An 18,213-nucleotide genomic window follows, 5' to 3' on the forward strand; every position below is an offset into this window, starting at 1 on the left:
ATATTTATCTGATTAATTCATGCATTATACCGATAACACTATAAAATTACTTTATTCGTAATAAGAAAACGCGCGCGGCGTTTATGGAATGGAATTTGCTCTCGTGTTCATAGATTGAAAAGATAATTAATTTTATTGAAGGAGCAAATCTATGAAATCCATGAGACTCAGGTCCAAACTTTTGTTGGTTCTGGTTATTTTTACAATTACTTTTGCTGTGATCGGGATTCTGACGCTGCTAACCGTCCACAAAAGTGTGATCAAGACCGCGCAGGAAAAGTTGGAGGGTGATCTGGCAATGACAAAGGCCAGTCTCGACGATAAATATCCCGGAAAATGGTCGATCAGGGACGGTAAGCTTTATAAAGGTGAGACGCTGATGAACGAAAATTTCTCCATTGTAGACAAGATTGGTGAGCATACCGGGGATAATGTGACCATTTTTATGGGAGATACAAGAATCGCCACCAATGTTAAAAAAACAACCGGTGAACGTGCAATAGGGACTCAAGCCGCTCGGAATGTTGTGGATGCCGTTTTAAAAGATGGGAAAAAATATATCGGTAAGGCACAGGTGGTAGGTGTCTGGAATCAGACTGCGTATGATCCGATTATGAATGAAAGAAATGAAGTGATCGGTATGGTGTTTGTCGGCATTCCTAACACGCATTATGATGAAATCGTCAGAGAAATATCGATCAGAATAACAATCTTTGGAGCTATCGGATTCATCATTGTCTTTTTCTTGGGGTATTTTATCTATTCATCCGTTGTCACGCCGATTGTCAAGGTGATTTCCGGTCTCTCGGAGTCCGCTGGGAATGTATCGGATGTGTCTTCAGAAGTCTCGGTATCGGCAAGCCAGGTGGCTGAAGGCGCCAATTCACAAGCATCCTCAGTACAGGAAACATCTGCTTCACTGGAAGAGCTATCCAGAATGACCAGACAGAATGCAGAAAACGCTTCTCAGGCAAAATCAATGATGAAAGAATCGGGGCAGGTCATCGACAAGGTCAACAGTCATATGGAAGATATGGCTAAAGCCATTGCCGCAATAACCAAATCTTCGGAAGAAACAGGTAAAATCATTAAAACGATCGATGAGATCGCCTTCCAGACAAATTTGCTGGCGCTAAACGCAGCCGTAGAAGCGGCGCGCGCGGGAGAGGCGGGCGCAGGATTTGCTGTTGTGGCCGGCGAAGTGCGTAATCTGGCGATGCGCTCGGCGGAAGCGGCAAAGAACACAAGTCAATTAATTGAAAATACGATTGCTGCGGTTAAAAACGGAAATCAGTTAACCAGAGCCACGCAGGAAGCATTTAAGTATAATATGGAATTTTCCGGTAAAATTAATCAACTGGTGGAAGATATTGCTGCGGCGTCGAAAGAACAGGCGGAAGGCATTGCAAGTATTGCCAACGCCATTGCAGATATCGATAAAGTGACACAAGCCTCAGCGAGTTATGCCGGTCAATCATCCACTGCAACAGAAAAAATGAACCGGCAGGTGGATAACCTTAACCAGCATGTATTATCGCTGACTGAAGTTATCGGAAGCACGGCGTAAGTATTAAAACTCGTCTGCAGGGTTTCTGACGCCGGATACTTCCAGGAATGAGCCTGATGTTTTGACAATGGAAAGGAAACTGAAAAAAGTTAAAGGGCCTGTAGTAGGGAAAATGTTTTTGAATCGTGATGATTGTTTGATGCCCGGGTTATACCAGCGGCAGATATGCTGTCGACAGCCTATCTGCCGCGCATGTTTAAAGGAAGATTTTCAATGCAGAACGCCCGGGGCCTGTTTGGCCGGGCGATTCCCCACCGAATAGTTGATAGTCCTTCCGATAGCATGAAAATCTTTTTCCAGCTTGTGAATAATATCCACAGCCGAACCCGCATCTGTTCTGCCGGGATAAATATCATACCGATTCTTGTAAATCTCCGGTGTGAAATCCGGCATGACGACATTAGCGCCTGCCTGAAGCCCCTGGAGCCGGCCATGGGGATGGAGCGTGGCGAGCGCTGTTGTTGCCGGAATATTGGTATTACGGGTAAGCAGCCGCGCAACCGCTAAAACACGCAGCGTCATTTCGATATCATCATTTTCAACACCCGCCAGCGGTGTGTCGGGATGTGCGATAAATGGTCCGATGCCCAGCATGTCCGCATCCAGCAGTTTCATCAGCAGCAGATCGTCGGCCAGAATATCCGGTGTTTGACCCGGCAAACCTACCATGTTTCCCGTTCCTGTTTCAATGCCCAGATGTTTCAGCGAATAAAGGCTTTGCACACGTTTATCCAGGCTGCAACCGGGACGCAGATATTTATATAGTTCCGGCGATGCAGTTTCATGCTTGAGCAGATAACGGTTGGCGCCTGATTGCGCAAAGGCCTGGTAGTCAGCGGCATTTTTTTCGCCGATGGAAAGTGTGATGATGAGTCCTGTTTCGTTTTTGATCCGTTCAACCATACGGCAGATCCGGTCTGTGGAATAAAAGGAATCTTCGCCGGATTGAAGCACGACCGTGGGAACACGGATTTTGGCGATTTCCCGAGCTGTGGCGAGAATTTCATCGTCGGTCATCCGGTAACGGCTGAGCCGGTCATTACTTTTGCGCAGTCCGCAGTAAAGGCAGTTGCGCTCACAGATATTGGAAAATTCAATGATGCCGCGCAGAAAAATTTCATCGCCGACCTCTTTCCTTCTAACGCGATTGGCGGCGGCGAAAAGATCCGGCGAGTAATCGCCGGGCAATTTGAGAAGCGCAAGAATATCATCCCGGGTCAGCGCTGTTCCCGCTTCGGCTTTGCCGAGCAGTCGTTCAATTGGCTTAGATATAGACATCTCTTGTTCCATCCTCTATCTGTTGCAGTCGATCGCAAACCATTTTCTTTCTTTTTGTTTTAAAAGTTTCATTCAGCATTTTCTGAATTAATTTTTCTCCGGCTTCGCGAGTTTCCGGAGCGGCGTAATCCAGCAGATACTCCTTAAAACTGAAAAGGGCATTGGACTGGCAGAATTTTTGAATCAACCCCGGTTTGGCCAGATCCATAAAGTCCTTGCCGGTGCGTCCAAGACGGTAGCACGCCGTGCAGAAGCTGGGAATGTGACCGCGTTCAGCGATATCCAGAATGACTTCGTCAAGTGTGCGCGTGTCGCCCAGATTAAATTGTGCCGCACGGAATGCGTCGCTGGAACCTTCCTGATAGCCACCGGGATTGGTGCGCGATCCGGCGCTGATCTGGGAGATACCGAGGGCAAAGACTTCAGAGCGCAAGGCGGGTGATTCTCTGGTGGAGAGGATCATTCCTGTGTAGGGAACGGCCATGCGGAGGATTGCAACCAGCTTTTTGAAATCATGATCGTTGACCGGATGAGGCGGTTTAATGGCCGCAGGAGCGTTAAAAGCCGGTTCCAGCCTGGGAACGGACAGGGTATGAGGCCCTACGCCGCAGTCGTGCTCTAATTGCAGAGCATGGAAAAGCATTCCTAAAACTTCAAATTTGTAGTCATAAAGGCCAAACAATGCGCCAAGCCCTACATCGTTAATGCCGCCTTCCTGTGCGCGATGCATAGCGGTAAGCCGTTTTGCATAATCTTTCTTCGGGCCGGACGGATGCATTGTCTTGTATGTTGCATGATGATATGTCTCCTGAAATAACACGGCGGTGCCGATGCCCGTCTTCTTCAGCAGCCTGTATTCATCCACTTCCAGCGGTGCAATTTCCACGTTGATCCGTCTGATTTCTCCGTTATTTTCTGTTTTTACAGCGTAAGCCGTTTCAATGGCTTCCATGAAATATTCCAGACTGGAGCGGCTGGGATGTTCACCGCAGAGCATCAGCAGGCGCTTGTGGCCTTCGCGTTCCAGAACCTGCACTTCTTTGGTGATTTGTTCCATTGTCAAAGCAACACGGTTGAGCTCCTTGTTGTCACGCCTGAACCCGCAATAGAGGCAGTTGTTGGCACAGAGATTGGCGATATAAAGCGGCGCGAACAACACCAGCCGGTTGCCGTAAATATCCTCTTTGATCTTGTGGGCAGTTTTCAGGATTTGAGCCATCAGGTCATCATCTTCCGTTTGGAGCAGCACGGCAACATCTTCAGGCGCAAGGCCTTTGAGTTCCAGGGCTTTTGCAATAATATCCCGAACTTTTTCCGGAGGGGGATTCTTGGATTTTTCGAGCAGGTTTTCAATTTTTGCGTCATCAATAAAATCTTTAATCATTTGAATTATCCTTATGCTTTGGTCAGGGCCGATTTAACCTGAACTCCCGCTAATGCTCCGAGTTTGCCGGTCAGAGCGCCGATTTCATCTGTGGAGGCATGAACGATCAATGCAATAATGTTCAAATCCTTAGGTGCATGGGGAATGCCCATGCGGCCGATAATCATATCGCCAAATTCACTGAGAATCTTGTTCACATTTTCCGCCTGGCTCTCTCTCTTTGTAATGATAATGGTAACAGTTCCAATTCTTTTATCCATTTTTCTTTCTCCAAGAAAACCTCACTGCACCTCGAAGGATGGAAGCCCTGATGTTACCCGCGTGATCTTTAGGTGGTAGGTTATGCACAGTGTTGATACAAGGTGCCGCTAATCTCGCTCGCTTCGCTCGGGGATAGTTCGCTCTACAAGTTTCAGCACACTTCGTGTTTCTGATCCGAAAGGTGTCACTAATCCCGCTCGCTTCGCTTGGGGATAGTTCGCTCTACAAGTTTCAGTGCACTTCGTTTCTGAAACTTTAGGCTCACTAAAAAAGGTTTGACCCTTGGAAGAATCAAACCTTTGATATTAAAGACTTCAGACTTCCCTTAAGATCAGAATTATCCTCTCTCTCAGGCTAATGCTTAACTGGTTGTTACATTATCGCCAACCCCCAATGTTTGTCAATATTAATTCCTGGAAATGGGGGGATAATTTCTCTTCCCGGTCAATACCGTGACATCCGGAATTTTCGATACTGATCAAATGTGCAATAGAAATATTCTTGAACCTTTATTGTTCTCAATCTTATTGCCTTGACATACAAGCCGGCGTTTCCTATACTTTTATCAATAGAGAGTCCTTTTCAAAAAAAATAATGGCTGATCATGGAGATGTTTATGAACAAGCAAGAGCATGATGATTTTCGCAGAGCGCTCCGGCGTCAGGTCTCAACAAAAGTGGAGTTTTTTGTTCATGGAGACATTGAGAATGCCAGTGCCGTAGATATTTCGGAAACGGGCATTCAGTTTGTTACGGATGAGCCCGTGAAGGTCCGAATGAGACTGGAGTTGGATGGCAAGACCAGAGAATTTGTCGCCCGCATGGTCTGGGCCAGGAAAAGCGCGGAAAATGATTCCATGTCCTATGGCCTGGAATTTATCCCTGACAATGATCAATGTGTTTTCTAGGCATGGATTCAGAAGGTGATGTCCTCAAGGAGATGATCTCAGTCTAAGATTTATATAGATCCTGCATGGCGATATTTCCCTAAGACAGGTATCAACAGACTTGTTAAAAAAACTGTTGATAAGGTTGTTGATAAACATACTAAACAGCCAAAACAAGCGACTTTATACCGGATTGCCCGCTGATTAAGCATTATGGAAATATTCCATTATATCAGTAAACTACATGCTATATCATATGAATACGATGACTTATGCAGAAGCCGATTGAGTTATCAACCCGGAGAGAAAAAATCCGGCAGAACATGGCTATGACGGAGATCCTGATACCGCATAAATACTTGTTGAATAAAATCGTGCTAGTGCCGGCCAACTGGTCAGAATAAACCTTTCGTTCGGTTTCTTGCATTCTTTGTCCTTATCACTTTCCTACCCCTTTCTTATCGCTATTTTTAAAGAGCAGGTCAATGCATCAGGTTATAGTTTACTTCTCACCTTTTGCCTCATTTTCGAATGCCAGAAGTGCGGAAGGGAAGGGGGCGAGACTGCGCTTGATCACTCCCTGCAGGAAAGATATAGCCACGCCATAGTTGGTTACAGGAACACCTGCTTCCTGTGCTTTGCGCAGACGTCCCAGCATTTCGCGGCGATTCATCATACAGGCCCCGCAGTGCAGAATCAGTTTATACTGCTTTAAATCATCAGGGTAATCCCGTCCCGCCGATGTATCGATCTGCAAATCGACTCCGACGTACTGACGAAGCCAGCGGGGAATTTTCACACGGCCGATATCGTCTTCCAGTGCATGATGGGAGCAGGCCTCGGCGATCAGCACCTTGTCGCCCGGCTGCAAGCGGTCAATGGCCGCCGCTCCCCTTGCCATGACGGCCAAATCAGCCTTTTGGCGCGCAAAAAGAATGGAGAAGGTAGTAACCGGAATCTCCGGCGGAACATCGGCCGTAACTTTCAGAATGGCCTGAGAATCTGTCACAACAATGGCCGGCGGAATTTTCAGATTAGCCAGTGCTGCGGCCAGTTCTCTTTCTTTGACGACGAGCGTCATGGCGTCATTATCCAGCGCATCGCGGATGGTTTGGACCTGGGGGAGAATCAACCGGCCTTTGGGCGCCTGCAAATCAATCGGGACAACCAGTACGGCAAGCCCCCCCGGAGGCAGCAAATCGCCGATCAGTGAAGAATTACCGGCAAAGTCAGCCGGGGCCAGTTCCAGCAATTGCTGTTTTAAGGTTTCCAGATATTTCTGCCGCATGGTTTGGTCGTTGCAGGAAACGGTCAGAATCAACGCTTTTGATTGCAGAAATTGCAGATGATCGGGAGAAGGCTTCTGCAAGTCAATTTTGTTGATGACAATTAATACCGGTGTTTTGCGTTTCTGTGCTTCAGCCAGAACGGTTTCCTCAAAATCCGTCCAAATATCCGCTTCAGTGACCAGAATGATAACATCGGCACGGTTGAAGACTTTGGCTGTTTTCTTCAGACGCGCGGAGGAAAGCTCTGAAATATCGTCAAGTCCGGCTGTGTCGACAAAGAGCACAGGCCCGACAGGCAATAGTTCCATCGCTTTTTCCACCACATCAGTGGTTGTTCCGGCGACAGGCGAGGTGATGGCGATATCCTGGCCCAGCATTAAATTCAGGAGGCTGGACTTGCCGACATTGGTCCGTCCCATCAGAGCAATATGCAGCCGGTTTCCTTTCGGTGTGTTATCCATTATTTCTTATCCTTGTAGCCCAGAGCTGTTAATTGGCCGGGAGAGAATATTTTATCGATCAATTCAAGGCCAAGCTTTTCTTCAAGAAAATTCCGCATGTTCTTTTTGCCTCCCGAAGAAAATTCTGCCATAAGCTGCGTAGCTTTTTCGTAACCGATCACCGGCAGCAAAGCCGTGATAATCATCGGACTGGCATTGAAATATTCTTCACATTTTTCCCGGTTGGCTTCAATTCCCCGCACGTGCAAGGTGAGCAGTCTATTGATGTTAACTAGCAGATCCAATGATTCCAAAAGGGCATGGGCCAACAGGGGCAGAAATTCATTGATTTGCTGAGTGCCACGGGCTGCCGTCTCGGTCACAATAGCGTCATTGGCAATAACCTTGATGCCGGTCTGGATGGCCGCTTCCGCCAGAACCGGATTGACTTTGCCGGGCATAATGGAAGACCCGGCCTGAAGCTGCGGCAGGCGGATTTCACCTAAAAAATTCATCAGCCTGAGGTCACTGGAGATTTTGATCAGATTGACGGCATGGGCTTTGAGAATGCCTGCGACTTCGACAAAGGCGTCGGCATTGGCCGTTTCTCCCATGAGGTTTTCTCCGCGGGAGAATCCCATACCCGTCACCTCTCTTAACTTTTCAATAACCAGAAAAATATATTCACGCGGCGCGGTAAGTCCCGTACCGACGGCCGTGCCGCCCAGGTTGACCACGCGCAGGCGCTCCTCGCACTTGAACGTCCGCCACCGGTCGCGTCCGATCGCTTCGGCAAACGCGGAAAACTCTGCACCCAGGGTTATGGGAACGGCTTCCTGCAATTCGGTTCGTCCCATTTTAACAATGGCCGCGAATTCTTTTTCTTTTTCCTGAAATGCGCCTTGCAGACCGGAAACGGCGTCTGCCAGATCACGGAGCCTGAAGATAACGGCCACCTTGACTGCTGTGGGGTAGACATCATTGGTGGATTGGTGAAGATTAACGTCTTCAAGGGGATGAATGATTCCGTAATCGCCTTTCTGCCCGTTCATGAGTTCGATGGCGCGGTTGGCAATGACTTCGTTTACATTCATGTTGGTGGATGTTCCCGCGCCGCCCTGCAGAGCATCTAAAGGAAACTGATCCGCCAGGCTTCCTTCCGATATTTCCAGGCAGGCCTTTTGGATCAGCTCGGATTTTTCCGGCGAAAGATGACGCGTTTCGGCATTAGCCAGACAACAGGCCCTTTTGACATGAGCCAGCGCCCGGATGAGAGATGGGTTTACGCTCCCGCCGCTGATGCGGAAATTTTCAATCGCACGTTGTGTGTGAATTCCCCAGTAAGCATTCTTGGGGACACGGAGCTTACCTAATAAGTCATTTTCAATTCTTTGGTCAGTCATGAGTTTACTTTACATTAAATGCATAAACAAAAAAAGAGGTTTGTCCTTATTCGGACAAACCTCTTTATGTTTTACTTTAACCCGGGAAAAAGGATTTAAGCATCTTTTTTATGAGGCATTTCAGTGCCTCTTTTGGTGTACTTCGTGTGCAGTAACTCATGCGACTTATGTCCCAGTGGTTCTTTGAGGAACTTATCATAGAGTTTCTTGACCGACTCGTTTTCATGAGACTGCCGTTTCTTCTGCACGTTTCCGTCATCTTTATAAAGAGCAGCTGAACGTAAAAGACGAATTTCGTTGTTGGTCGGAATGGGCTCTCCACCGCCTGCAATGCAACCGCCGGGGCAGCACATCACTTCGATGAAAGCATAGTTGGCCTTGCCTTCCCGGATACGATCCATCAGATTGCGGGCGTTTCCCAGACCATGCGCAACGGCAATACTGACGTCTCCCAGAGCACCGACTTTGACGGTGGCTTCTTTAACGCCTTCGAGACCGCGCACGGGGGTGATATCTAGGCTGGGCAGGTTTTCACCGGTAACGACCGCGTAAACGGTGCGCAGAGCGGCTTCCATAACACCGCCCGTCGCGCCGAAGATGGTGCCGGCGCCCGTGTATTCGCCCATTGGAGCGTCATAGTCCTCATCCGGAAGATTGACAAAATCAAGGCCGCCTTCATGAATCATCCGGCCCAATTCTCTGGTTGTGAGAACATAATCTACGTCGCGATAACCACTGCTTGCCATTTCCGGCCGCTGAGCTTCATATTTTTTGGCAGTGCAGGGCATGATGGAAACAGAAACGATATTCTTCGGGTCGATGCCCGCTGTTTCCGCGTAATAGGTTTTGGCCAGAGCACCGAACATCTGCTGCGGCGATTTGCATGTGGACAGATGAGGCAACAGATCCGGATAGAAGTGTTCGCAGAACTTGATCCAGCCGGGACTGCAAGAGGTGATCATCGGCAGCACACCGCCTTCTTTAACTCTTTTGAGTAATTCGTTGCCTTCTTCGATGATGGTAAGGTCGGCGGTGAAGTTGGTGTCGAAAACTTTATCGAATCCCAGGCGGCGCAGAGCGGCAATCATCTTACCGGTGACCAGACTTCCCGGAGGCATGCCGAATTCTTCGCCCAGAGCAGCGCGAATAGCCGGAGCTTCCTGAACGATGACATGTTTGGTTGGATCCTGCAGGGCTTTCCAGACGGCATCGACGTCGTCTTTTTCATAAAGAGCGCCGACCGGACAGGCCATGATGCACTGACCGCAGGCGATACAATTGGATTCGATCAAAGGGAGATCGAAGGCCGGTGTCACGCGGACATCGCTGCCGCGGTGGGCAGGAGTCAAAACGCTGACTGTTTGAATCTGCTCGCAGACGGTTACACAGCGGTGGCATTCAATACATTTACGGCTGTCTCGGACAATGGAAGGGCTGGACTGGTCGATCATATCTTCTTTCGGGAATTGCGTGTAATCAAAACGAACTTCTCTGATACCGGTAAACTCAGCCACTTTCTGCAATTCGCAGCTGCCGTTTCTTACGCAGAAGTTGCATTCCTGCGGATGATTGGCCAAAAGAAGTTCTACAACCATTTTTCTGGCTTTGCGGACTTTTTCCGTGTTGGTATGAATAACCATACCCTCGGACACCGGAAAAACACAAGCGGCGATCAGGCTGCGCTGACCTTCCACTTCGGTCATACAGACGCGGCACGCGCCCGGTGTGTGATGAATTTCGGGCCAGGCGCAAAGCGTGGGGATCTTAATGCCGGCGCTGTGGGCAGCCTCCAGAATGGTTGCTCCCGCAGGAACTTCCACAAGACGATTATCGATAGTCAATTTAACTGTTGACATGAAACATTCCTCCTTTAAAAAGTATATATGCCATTAAAGACATATATTGATTCATTGATATGAGTCAAGAATTGATTTTTTCCCGCTTTCATTTATTTGAAAGGCAGTAATTATGACAGGTTATACGCTTTGCTTTCAGAGTTGACGTTTTACAAAGCAATAAAGAGGTTTGTCCTTTTTGATAAGGACAAACCTCTTTATATTTAAATCAACCCAAGAAAGAAATTTTAATCATCTTTTTCGCGAGGCATTTTGAGCCTCTTTTTGTGTTTTTGCACAATCAAAAATTATACAGCCGCATCGCAACGCAGACAGCGGCATGCTTCCTTCACGGCGTCTTCCCGGCTGAAGCCCAGTTCCACTTCAGCAAAGCTCATCTTGCGGGTGGCATGATGCATTTCGGGCATCGCCATTTGCGGGGTTTCTACGGATTCTTCATCAATTACCAGCGGCACGATAATTTCTTCCAGCGCCGGTTTTTCGTAAGCCGGTTCATTGTTGGCGACACGAATGGCCGCATCGATATCGTCGGCTGCCTGATGGCCTGCGCCGACAGCCGCGATAACGGTGTCAGGGCCCGTTTCCGCATCACCGCCTGCGAAGTAGCGGGGGTTACTCGTACGGGATTTGTAGCCCTTGCCGACATTGTAACAATCCCACTTGTTGATTTCGACGCCGGTCTTTTTATCGATAAAGCTCATATCCGGCACCTGGCCGATAGCGGCGACGATGGCATCAACCGCCAGTGTGAATTCGGATCCGGGAACGGCGACGGGTTTCTTCCGGCCGCTTTTATCAAAATCACCCAGCGTCATCCGCTGGCAGGTAATGGAGCTGACCTTGCCCTTTTTGCCTTCTATTGTCAGAGGAGCAACCAGGTATTCGATCTTGATGCCTTCTTCTTCTGCTGCCTTAATTTCTTCTTCCGCCGCCGGCATATCCTGTCTCAAACGCCTATAGAGGATGGTGACGTCGGAGCCAAGACGCAGTGCAACGCGGGCCGCGTCAATGGCGGAGTTGCCGCCGCCGATCACCGCCACTTTTTTGCCCAGTGTCTTTTCGCCTTTGAGCCACTTGTCTTCGTTGTTGTTGAAGTCGCGCAGGAATTCAACGCCGCCGAAAACGTTAGCCAACTCTTCTCCTGTTACGCCCATCTTCTGGCTTTTGTGCGCGCCGGTAGCCAGATAGAAGTAATCGAAATCTTTTTCAATCTGGGCAAAAGAAATGTCGCGGCCAACACGCGTATTAAGACGGATCTCGACGCCCAGAGCCGTGATGTCGTCGATTTCGCCCTGCAAAATGTTGCGCGGCAGACGGTAGGAGGGAATACCCCAGACGAGCATGCCGCCCGCTTTGTTCAACTCTTCAAAAACGGTCACTTTGTACCCGCGCAAAGCCAGATCACGCGCGGCGGTAAGACCGGCGGGACCCGCTCCGATCACAGCGATTTTTTCCTTGCGGGTAACGGGGACTGCTTCTGTTTTGGGACGTGATGCGTTGTCCGTGATAAAGCGCTTCAGGAACTTAATGGCGAGCGGTTCATCCATATTGCCGCGGCGGCACTTTGATTGACACTTATGATCGCAGACGCGGCCGCAGACGGACGGGAAGGGGTTTGTCTGAAGCAGAATTTTGTAGGCGTCTTCAAATCGGCCTTCGCGAATCAGTGCGATATAGGACGGAATATCCATTTCAATCGGACAGGTGTGCTGGCACGGTGACTTGTACATGGCCGAACAGACGGTCGCGCGGCAGCGATGTTCATAAATATGTTCTTCGTATTCTTTTTTGAAATAACGGATGGTGCTCAGAACGGGGTTGGGAGCGGTTTGTCCCAGACCGCACAACGCGGCGTTTTTGATGACGCCGGCCATTTCTTCGAGCAGTTCGATGTCGCCTGCTTTGCCTTTGCCTTTGGTGATGTCGGTTAAAATGTCCAGCATGCGTTTGGTGCCTTCGCGGCAGGGGGTGCATTTGCCGCAGGATTCATCCTGGCAGAAATCCATGAAGAACCGGGCCATATCGACGGCGCACTTGTCTTCATTCATGACAATCAATCCGCCGGAACCCATGATGGCTCCCAACTCCGCTACTTTCTCGTAATCGACCGAGGCGTTCAGATGCTCAACCGGAATACAACCGCCGGACGGTCCGCCCAATTGCGCTGCCTTGAACTTTTTGCCTTTGGGGATGCCGCCGCCGATATCATAAACGATGGTGCCCAGCTTGGTTCCCATGGGAACTTCTACTAAGCCCACATTGGCCACATCGCCGGTCAGGGCGAAAACTTTTGTTCCCTTGCTTTTTTCCGTACCGATTGAGGCGTACCATTTGGCGCCGCGCAGCATGATTTGTCCGACATTGGCCAGGGTTTCGACATTATTGAGGATACTGGGTTTCTGCCACAATCCGGCCACAGCGGGGAAAGGCGGCCGGGGACGGGGCATGCCGCGTTTACCTTCGATGGAGGTCATGAGCGCCGTTTCTTCACCGCAGACAAACGCGCCTGCGCCCTGGTAAATCTCCAGATCAAAATCGAAACCGGTTCCTAAAATATCTTTTCCCAGTAAACCGGCTTCTTTGGCCTGGTCAATGGCAATATTTAAACGATGAATTGCTAACGGGTATTCAGCACGGCAATAGACGTAGCCTGATTTGGCGCCGATCGCTTTAGCCGCGATAACCATGCCTTCCAGAACGGCATGCGGATCCGCTTCCAGAACACTGCGGTCCATGAATGCGCCGGGGTCGCCTTCGTCGGCATTGCACAAAACGTATTTGACATCGCCTTTGGACCCGGCTGCAAACTTCCATTTTAAGCCGGTGGGGAATCCTGCGCCGCCCCGGCCGCGCAAGCCGGAATCCAGCATTTCCTGGACAATTTGCTCCGGCGTCATTTCGGTAAGCGCCTTAGCCATACCGGCATAACCGTCACGGGCGATATATTCTTCTATTTTTTCGGGATCGATGAGTCCGCGATTTTTCAATACTCTCAATTCCTGAAGGGAGAAGAAGGGAATATCCTGCATGGTGGGAATGATTTTATCAGTACCCGGTTCCCGGTATAAGAGTCTTTCCAGGGTTCTTCCTTTGATCAGATGTTCCTCAACCAGTTCGGGAATGTCCGCAGGTTTGAGGTTAACGTATATGACGCCTTCCGGGTAAATCACCATAATAGGACCCAGAGCGCAAAAACCGTTGCAGCCTGTTTCCACTACTTTTATTTCTTCTGCCAGCTTTCTTTTGACGAGTTCTTCCAGAAGGGCATTTTTTACGCCTGTACTGCCGGAAGACTGACACCCGGTGCCCCCGCAAATTAGTAAATGTGAACGGAAAACTTTCATTTATCCAATATCCTCCTTAAGAAATAATCATGCATGAAGATTATACCTGCATGATGGATAGTAGTCTTATTTAATGGTCTCAGAACCTTTTGCGAGAACAAATGGCGTCTGGATCTCTCCCTCTAAAATATGTTTTTTGAAAATCTGCCGCATTTTGTTGGGATTGACATATTCATATTTGATGGGGGTCTGATCCAAGACTTCGACTGTGACCAGCGGCTCACGGCTGCATAAACCCATACAGCCGGATGTGGTGGCGACAACGTCATGCACACCGGCGGCATCCATTTCCGCCATCAGGGTATCCATGACTTCCTTTGCGCCGGAAGCGATACCACATGTTCCCATATGTACAGTGACTTTGACGCGCCGGTCTCCATCCCGTAAAGACATTTCCTTGTGCACTTTTTCCTTAATTTTTTTTAAGTCATCGATAGTCAATTTCGCCATCGTTATTTCCTCCGTTTTTTATATTTAGAATTAATTATATTGGCTCAATATTTCTTTAACTTTTCCGGGTTTGACGCGGCCGTGCACCTCGTCATCCACAACGATTACCGGCCCCAATCCGCAGGCACCCAGACAGCGGACGGATTCCAGAGTGAACATCCGGTCAGCCGTTGTTTCGCCTTCTTTAATGCCGAACTGCTTTTCCAGGGTTTCCGTGAGCGCTTTGCCGCCGCGTACGTAACAGGCTGTACCCAGGCAAACGCGAACGGTGTGCTTGCCGCGCGGTGTCATGGTGAAGAAGGAATAAAAGGTGACAACACCATAGACGCGGCTCAAGGGCAGGTTCAAGCCTGCGGCGATTTTTTTTTGTACAGACAATGGCAGATATTCGAGAGCGACCTGTGCTTCCTCCAGAACAGGGATCAACCCGCCTGCTTTGTTTTTGTGCTTTTCAATGATGCTGCTTAGTTTTTCTACTTGTTCCGGCGTGAATTCTTTCAATAATTCTGTGTCTTCAGCTTTCATTCCATTCCTCCTCGATCTTTGGGGATCGCTATGCTTCGGGCTCAATCTCGCGCAATCCTTCTTCAATAACGTCCCGGATATATTTTATTACCTCTGGATGGTTTATGGGTACATCCTCGATTTCTTTCCTGATTTCACGGGTGTCCACTTCTAACCGCCGGTCATTATGCCTGTGTTTGTAAAAAAAATCAACATCAGAATTAGCAACAATTAAAATTATTACGGTGTTGAGAATGTCACCCAGCGGCTGGCGGTCCAAATGATGCAGTCCAAAGGTCGCTTTAATTCTTGTTCCTTGATTTTCTTTGGATTCCATATGAAATGCTCCACCCGCCCGATCGGCTGCATCAGCCAGAAGCGGCAGACCCAGACCGACGCGTCGAACGGTTTTCGTCGTATAAAACGGATCCAGGACTTTCTTTAAAGCATTTTCATTCATACCGTGACCGTCATCAATAATTTCAATACTGAGCAAGTCTTTTTTTGAATCCTCATCGATATTAATGCTAATGAGTTTCGCGCCTGCACGAACCGAGTTTTCAGCGATATCCAGAATATGTGCGGCAAGTGAAAGCATGACTACTCCAGGATTTGACGGCCGTTTTGTTGCTGCAAGGCCATCTTCAATTCAGAAAAAGTTGGTTCTTTCAGAAGAATTTTAGTGGTCGATGTTCCGATATCCTTTATAAAATGGGCGTCGGAGGATGTTAAAAACGGATATTGTTTCAAATCGGAATATTGGCTGCGGCCCTGCCGTATTCCGGTCAACTTGGATATTTCCAGCGCATCAAAATGGCAATGGCCGTCAATAAAGCCCAGTTGGCTCAATACACTGAAGCTTTCCCGATCGATATGCGCGGGGATGGCGAGCCCTCTCAGTTGATGGATGGTATCGACAACGTCATCAATGGATAAATCCGTTGCGCCGATGAGCAGTTGATTATTTAATCCTTCCACCTCACCCAATTCGTTGACAATGGCCTGAACGCCGAAGCGGGTTTCATCATTTTCTCCGGACAGGTGCCGATCAATGATGGTCTGAAGCTTTACCAGATCGGACAGGAACTCAAAGAAAGCCAGCAGGTGGACTTCTTCACTTGTTGTTATTTCCATGGCCGGGATGACTTGAATATTTTTTCCGGAGGCGGCTGCAATAACGTACGGGACATTTGCGGAAGCGTTATGATCGCTGATGGCGATCATATCGAGCTTTTTTTCCAGCGCTTTTTGCACCAGGGCACTTGCGTGCATATCCAGTTCGGCGCAGGGAGACAGGCAGGTGTGAATATGAAGATCGCAATTATAAACTTTCAACATCGGTTTTCACCGCTGGAAACGACAAACATTAAAAGTCGGGTCTGTTCAGGGATGGTATTTACGAGGTTCAGTTTTTTGCCGTCAGCAAATTATAGATCTTGCCCGAGATCTCAAAAGCGGGCAAATCGGACACCATAATCGGAATTTTTTCCGCTTCGGCTTTTTCAATGGTTTCCTGAGTCGGCTGACAGGAATTAATCAGGATAATCCCCGCATGTTCTTTGAGACTGGCAACGGCTACAATGTTCTGGTGTACCTGACGGGTGACCCAGATATAACCTTCTCTGGAATTGCCCATGACATCGCTCAGAAGGTCTCCCGTGTAACCGCCCGTAACTTCTTTGTCCAGGCAGTCTTTACCGCACTTGACCTCCAGCCCCAGCGCTTGAACAATTTTTTCAATTTTCATAATAGAATCCTTTATAAAAATTATGGCGTTTTAATCATCATCCTCAGATGAGTGCCTTTGCCGACTTCCGATGTGATATGAAAAACATCGGAATAATTTTTAATATTGCAAAGGCCCATGCCGGCGCCGAATCCCATTTCCCGAATTCTCTGATCGGCGGTGGAATATCCCTCCTGCATGGCCAGATCAATGTTGGGAATGCCCTGGCCTTCGTCAATCACCTCGATGCGCACCACGCCGGGATCAACAGTCAGGGTTACGACGGCTTTTTTGGCGTAAGACACCACATTGATTTCCGCCTCGTAAGAGACGATGGCGGCTTTTCGGACGATATCGCCGGGAATACCTAATTTTTTCAGAATGGATTTGATGTTGGTTGATACAATACCGGCGGAATTGAAGTTGCCACCTTCAATATTAAAATTGCCCGAATACAGGTTTTGATTAGTTTCGCCCACTGGTATTTTCAACTTTTGGCAGGCAACCGACAATACCCTTCATATAGAGGCGGCCCGCCGTTTCAAATAGAATGTATTTCGTGGTCAGGATGGGAATTTTCAGTTCTCTGGCTAATGCAATCGTTTCAGATGAAGGTTTTTTGCCACGTACCAGTATAATTGCGGCAATATCCAGTACATTGGCGGTTCTGATGACCTGTGTGTTTGTTAATCCGGTAAGCAAAAGGCTACCGGCTTTGGCGAAAGCCAGCACATCACTCATCAAGTCAGCCCCGAAAGCCGTTTTGACTTCAAGGTCTAGAATATCGTCACCCACAATGACTTCCGCATCCAGGATATCTTTTACTTCACGCAGTTTCAAAGCCTACTCCTCATTACTAAGCAAAGTGTTTGTACCCATTTGGGAAAACTTAATTTGCTGTTAATAGCTTACTGAATTATGACCCTACCTATCATGGCCGATGATTTGATGTCAACAAGATAGTTTTGAACCTTATGATTAGTTTTACGAGTTGTATTTTACAATTTTTGCAGGCAGTTAAAATCCCTTTCTTGCAAGGACGGCCTGTGGTTTCCAATATCGCATACGGCGCGGTTGGACGGAGAATTTCATGTGCTTTCTCTGAGGATTGTTTCTGAAGGATGTTATCCGATAACTTTGGTCATATCCGGTAGATGACGCTGTTAATGATCTGTTGCAAACAAGATAAAATCGTTTCTGTCTTTTTATTTGTTATGGAAAGTGATATTCATTTCAGCACCTTTATATTTACGCTGAAAGGAGGCCATGATTATTTGCACGGTTTGAAACTCAGAGAAACCAACATTATTGAAATACTTAAAGAGAGCCTGAATAAATTATCTCATTCCGACCACGTTACGGTTGAGATGAAATCTTCCCTTAATGATGAAAGGGTGTGGATCGACCATGAACAAATGGTTACCGTTTTCTTTGATCTGTCTCGAAACGCTGTTGAAGCCATGCCGGATGGAGGTTCGTTAACGATCACGGTTGAGGGAGATGAGAAGCAGGTGGCCATTGCGATAACCGATGAGGGAATGGGTATCGCCGAAGAAAACATACCGCTCCTTTTTACGCCTTTTTTTACCACGAAACCGGTTGGCGACGGGACCGGCCTGGGTCTACCGCAGGCTTATGCGTCCGTCAAAGCTCATCGCGGAGACATGCATATCGAATCCAACGCTGATCCGAAGAAAGGCCCTACCGGGACTACCATTCGCATCACGTTGCCCCGGCGGCAGATTTTGCAGGACAAAACGGCCAGGATGATCGTGCATGAAGAGGATTAGGAATTTAGACTGAAAACTGAAGGTTAAGATGCGCG

The 18,213-nt window shown here is 48.3% G+C and carries 17 protein-coding genes; 3 read left to right on the forward strand and 14 right to left on the reverse strand.

What is annotated here, in order from left to right:
- The first annotated feature begins 151 nt into the window (after positions 1-151).
- On the forward strand, positions 152-1,567 hold the full coding sequence (locus tag CVU71_01370) for a hypothetical protein (protein ID PKN20470.1): 1,416 nt from the start codon (positions 152-154) through the stop codon (positions 1,565-1,567).
- Positions 1,568-1,777: 210 nt separating this feature from the next.
- Here the strand turns inward: CVU71_01370 and CVU71_01375 are convergent, their stop codons facing one another.
- The 3 genes from CVU71_01375 to CVU71_01385 are packed head-to-tail and all read right to left on the reverse strand — an operon-like array spanning position 1,778 to position 4,489.
- Positions 1,778-2,857 carry a [FeFe] hydrogenase H-cluster radical SAM maturase HydE gene (locus tag CVU71_01375; GenBank protein PKN20471.1) on the reverse strand — a complete coding sequence of 360 codons (1,080 nt, stop codon included), beginning with the start codon at positions 2,855-2,857 and terminating at the stop codon, positions 1,778-1,780.
- Positions 2,832-4,226, reverse strand: a complete 1,395-nt coding sequence (locus CVU71_01380; GenBank protein ID PKN21030.1) for a [FeFe] hydrogenase H-cluster radical SAM maturase HydG — start codon at positions 4,224-4,226, stop codon at positions 2,832-2,834. The genes CVU71_01375 and CVU71_01380 overlap by 26 nt, the downstream gene beginning before the upstream one ends.
- A 14-nt stretch (positions 4,227-4,240) precedes the next feature.
- Positions 4,241-4,489, reverse strand: coding sequence for a CopG family transcriptional regulator (locus CVU71_01385; protein PKN20472.1), 249 nt, complete (start codon positions 4,487-4,489; stop codon positions 4,241-4,243).
- A 605-nt stretch (positions 4,490-5,094) separates the two neighbouring features.
- On the opposite strand from CVU71_01385, the gene CVU71_01390 reads away from it, so the two are divergent.
- The gene (locus tag CVU71_01390) at positions 5,095-5,397 is read left to right on the forward strand and encodes a hypothetical protein (GenBank protein PKN20473.1); all 303 of its coding nucleotides are present in this window, start codon (positions 5,095-5,097) and stop codon (positions 5,395-5,397) included.
- 481 nt (positions 5,398-5,878) lie between these two features.
- Here CVU71_01390 and hydF read toward each other — a convergent pair whose 3' ends face one another.
- The 11 genes from hydF to CVU71_01445 form a co-directional block, all read right to left on the reverse strand.
- The gene (hydF, locus tag CVU71_01395) at positions 5,879-7,126 is read right to left on the reverse strand and encodes a [FeFe] hydrogenase H-cluster maturation GTPase HydF (GenBank protein PKN20474.1); all 1,248 of its coding nucleotides are present in this window, start codon (positions 7,124-7,126) and stop codon (positions 5,879-5,881) included.
- A complete protein-coding gene (locus CVU71_01400) occupies positions 7,126-8,508 on the reverse strand; it encodes an aspartate ammonia-lyase (protein ID PKN20475.1) in 1,383 nt (460 codons plus the stop codon). Before CVU71_01400 ends, hydF begins: the two co-directional genes overlap by 1 nt.
- A gap of 95 nt (positions 8,509-8,603) precedes the next feature.
- Positions 8,604-10,364, reverse strand: coding sequence for a ferredoxin (locus CVU71_01405; protein PKN20476.1), 1,761 nt, complete (start codon positions 10,362-10,364; stop codon positions 8,604-8,606).
- 287 nt (positions 10,365-10,651) lie between these two features.
- Positions 10,652-13,708 carry an NADH-quinone oxidoreductase subunit NuoF gene (locus tag CVU71_01410; protein PKN20477.1) on the reverse strand — a complete coding sequence of 1,019 codons (3,057 nt, stop codon included), beginning with the start codon at positions 13,706-13,708 and terminating at the stop codon, positions 10,652-10,654.
- A gap of 66 nt (positions 13,709-13,774) precedes the next feature.
- Positions 13,775-14,158 (reverse strand): NADP oxidoreductase, encoded by a 384-nt coding sequence (locus CVU71_01415; GenBank protein PKN20478.1) that lies wholly within the window; start codon positions 14,156-14,158, stop codon positions 13,775-13,777.
- A 30-nt stretch (positions 14,159-14,188) separates the two neighbouring features.
- Positions 14,189-14,683, reverse strand: coding sequence for an NAD(P)H-dependent oxidoreductase subunit E (locus tag CVU71_01420; protein ID PKN20479.1), 495 nt, complete (start codon positions 14,681-14,683; stop codon positions 14,189-14,191).
- A gap of 28 nt (positions 14,684-14,711) precedes the next feature.
- On the reverse strand, positions 14,712-15,260 hold the full coding sequence (locus CVU71_01425) for an ATP-binding protein (protein PKN20480.1): 549 nt from the start codon (positions 15,258-15,260) through the stop codon (positions 14,712-14,714).
- 2 nt (positions 15,261-15,262) lie between these two features.
- Entirely contained in the window at positions 15,263-16,000 is a 738-nt protein-coding gene (locus CVU71_01430) for a histidinol phosphatase (protein PKN20481.1), read from the reverse strand.
- Between the two features lie 67 nt (positions 16,001-16,067).
- On the reverse strand, positions 16,068-16,409 hold the full coding sequence (locus CVU71_01435; protein ID PKN20482.1) for a serine kinase: 342 nt from the start codon (positions 16,407-16,409) through the stop codon (positions 16,068-16,070).
- Between the two features lie 20 nt (positions 16,410-16,429).
- Positions 16,430-16,846 (reverse strand): anti-sigma regulatory factor, encoded by a 417-nt coding sequence (locus CVU71_01440; GenBank protein ID PKN21031.1) that lies wholly within the window; start codon positions 16,844-16,846, stop codon positions 16,430-16,432.
- 7 nt (positions 16,847-16,853) lie between these two features.
- On the reverse strand, positions 16,854-17,228 hold the full coding sequence (locus CVU71_01445) for a hypothetical protein (GenBank protein ID PKN20483.1): 375 nt from the start codon (positions 17,226-17,228) through the stop codon (positions 16,854-16,856).
- A 314-nt stretch (positions 17,229-17,542) separates the two neighbouring features.
- Between CVU71_01445 and CVU71_01450 the strand changes: the two genes are divergently transcribed.
- The gene (locus CVU71_01450) at positions 17,543-18,178 is read left to right on the forward strand and encodes a hypothetical protein (GenBank protein ID PKN20484.1); all 636 of its coding nucleotides are present in this window, start codon (positions 17,543-17,545) and stop codon (positions 18,176-18,178) included.
- The last annotated feature ends 35 nt before the right edge of the window (positions 18,179-18,213 follow it).

Source organism: Deltaproteobacteria bacterium HGW-Deltaproteobacteria-6 (genome assembly GCA_002840435.1).
GTDB lineage: Bacteria > Desulfobacterota > Syntrophia > Syntrophales > Smithellaceae > UBA8904.

Excerpts from the sequence above, each read along its gene's own strand:
- CVU71_01410 (PKN20477.1), bottom strand. The coding sequence starts at position 13,708 with ATGAAAGTTTTCCGTTCACATTTACTAATTTGCGGGGGCACCGGGTGT.
- CVU71_01405 (PKN20476.1), bottom strand. The coding sequence starts at position 10,364 with ATGTCAACAGTTAAATTGACTATCGATAATCGTCTTGTGGAAGTTCCT.
- CVU71_01370 (PKN20470.1), top strand. The coding sequence starts at position 152 with ATGAAATCCATGAGACTCAGGTCCAAACTTTTGTTGGTTCTGGTTATT.
- CVU71_01375 (PKN20471.1), bottom strand. The coding sequence starts at position 2,857 with ATGGAACAAGAGATGTCTATATCTAAGCCAATTGAACGACTGCTCGGC.
- CVU71_01390 (PKN20473.1), top strand. The coding sequence starts at position 5,095 with ATGGAGATGTTTATGAACAAGCAAGAGCATGATGATTTTCGCAGAGCG.
- hydF (PKN20474.1), bottom strand. The coding sequence starts at position 7,126 with ATGGATAACACACCGAAAGGAAACCGGCTGCATATTGCTCTGATGGGA.
- CVU71_01435 (PKN20482.1), bottom strand. The coding sequence starts at position 16,409 with ATGAAAATTGAAAAAATTGTTCAAGCGCTGGGGCTGGAGGTCAAGTGC.
- CVU71_01415 (PKN20478.1), bottom strand. The coding sequence starts at position 14,158 with ATGGCGAAATTGACTATCGATGACTTAAAAAAAATTAAGGAAAAAGTG.
- CVU71_01450 (PKN20484.1), top strand. The coding sequence starts at position 17,543 with ATGACGCTGTTAATGATCTGTTGCAAACAAGATAAAATCGTTTCTGTC.
- CVU71_01400 (PKN20475.1), bottom strand. The coding sequence starts at position 8,508 with ATGACTGACCAAAGAATTGAAAATGACTTATTAGGTAAGCTCCGTGTC.
- CVU71_01420 (PKN20479.1), bottom strand. The coding sequence starts at position 14,683 with ATGAAAGCTGAAGACACAGAATTATTGAAAGAATTCACGCCGGAACAA.
- CVU71_01385 (PKN20472.1), bottom strand. The coding sequence starts at position 4,489 with ATGGATAAAAGAATTGGAACTGTTACCATTATCATTACAAAGAGAGAG.
- CVU71_01430 (PKN20481.1), bottom strand. The coding sequence starts at position 16,000 with ATGTTGAAAGTTTATAATTGCGATCTTCATATTCACACCTGCCTGTCT.
- CVU71_01425 (PKN20480.1), bottom strand. The coding sequence starts at position 15,260 with ATGCTTTCACTTGCCGCACATATTCTGGATATCGCTGAAAACTCGGTT.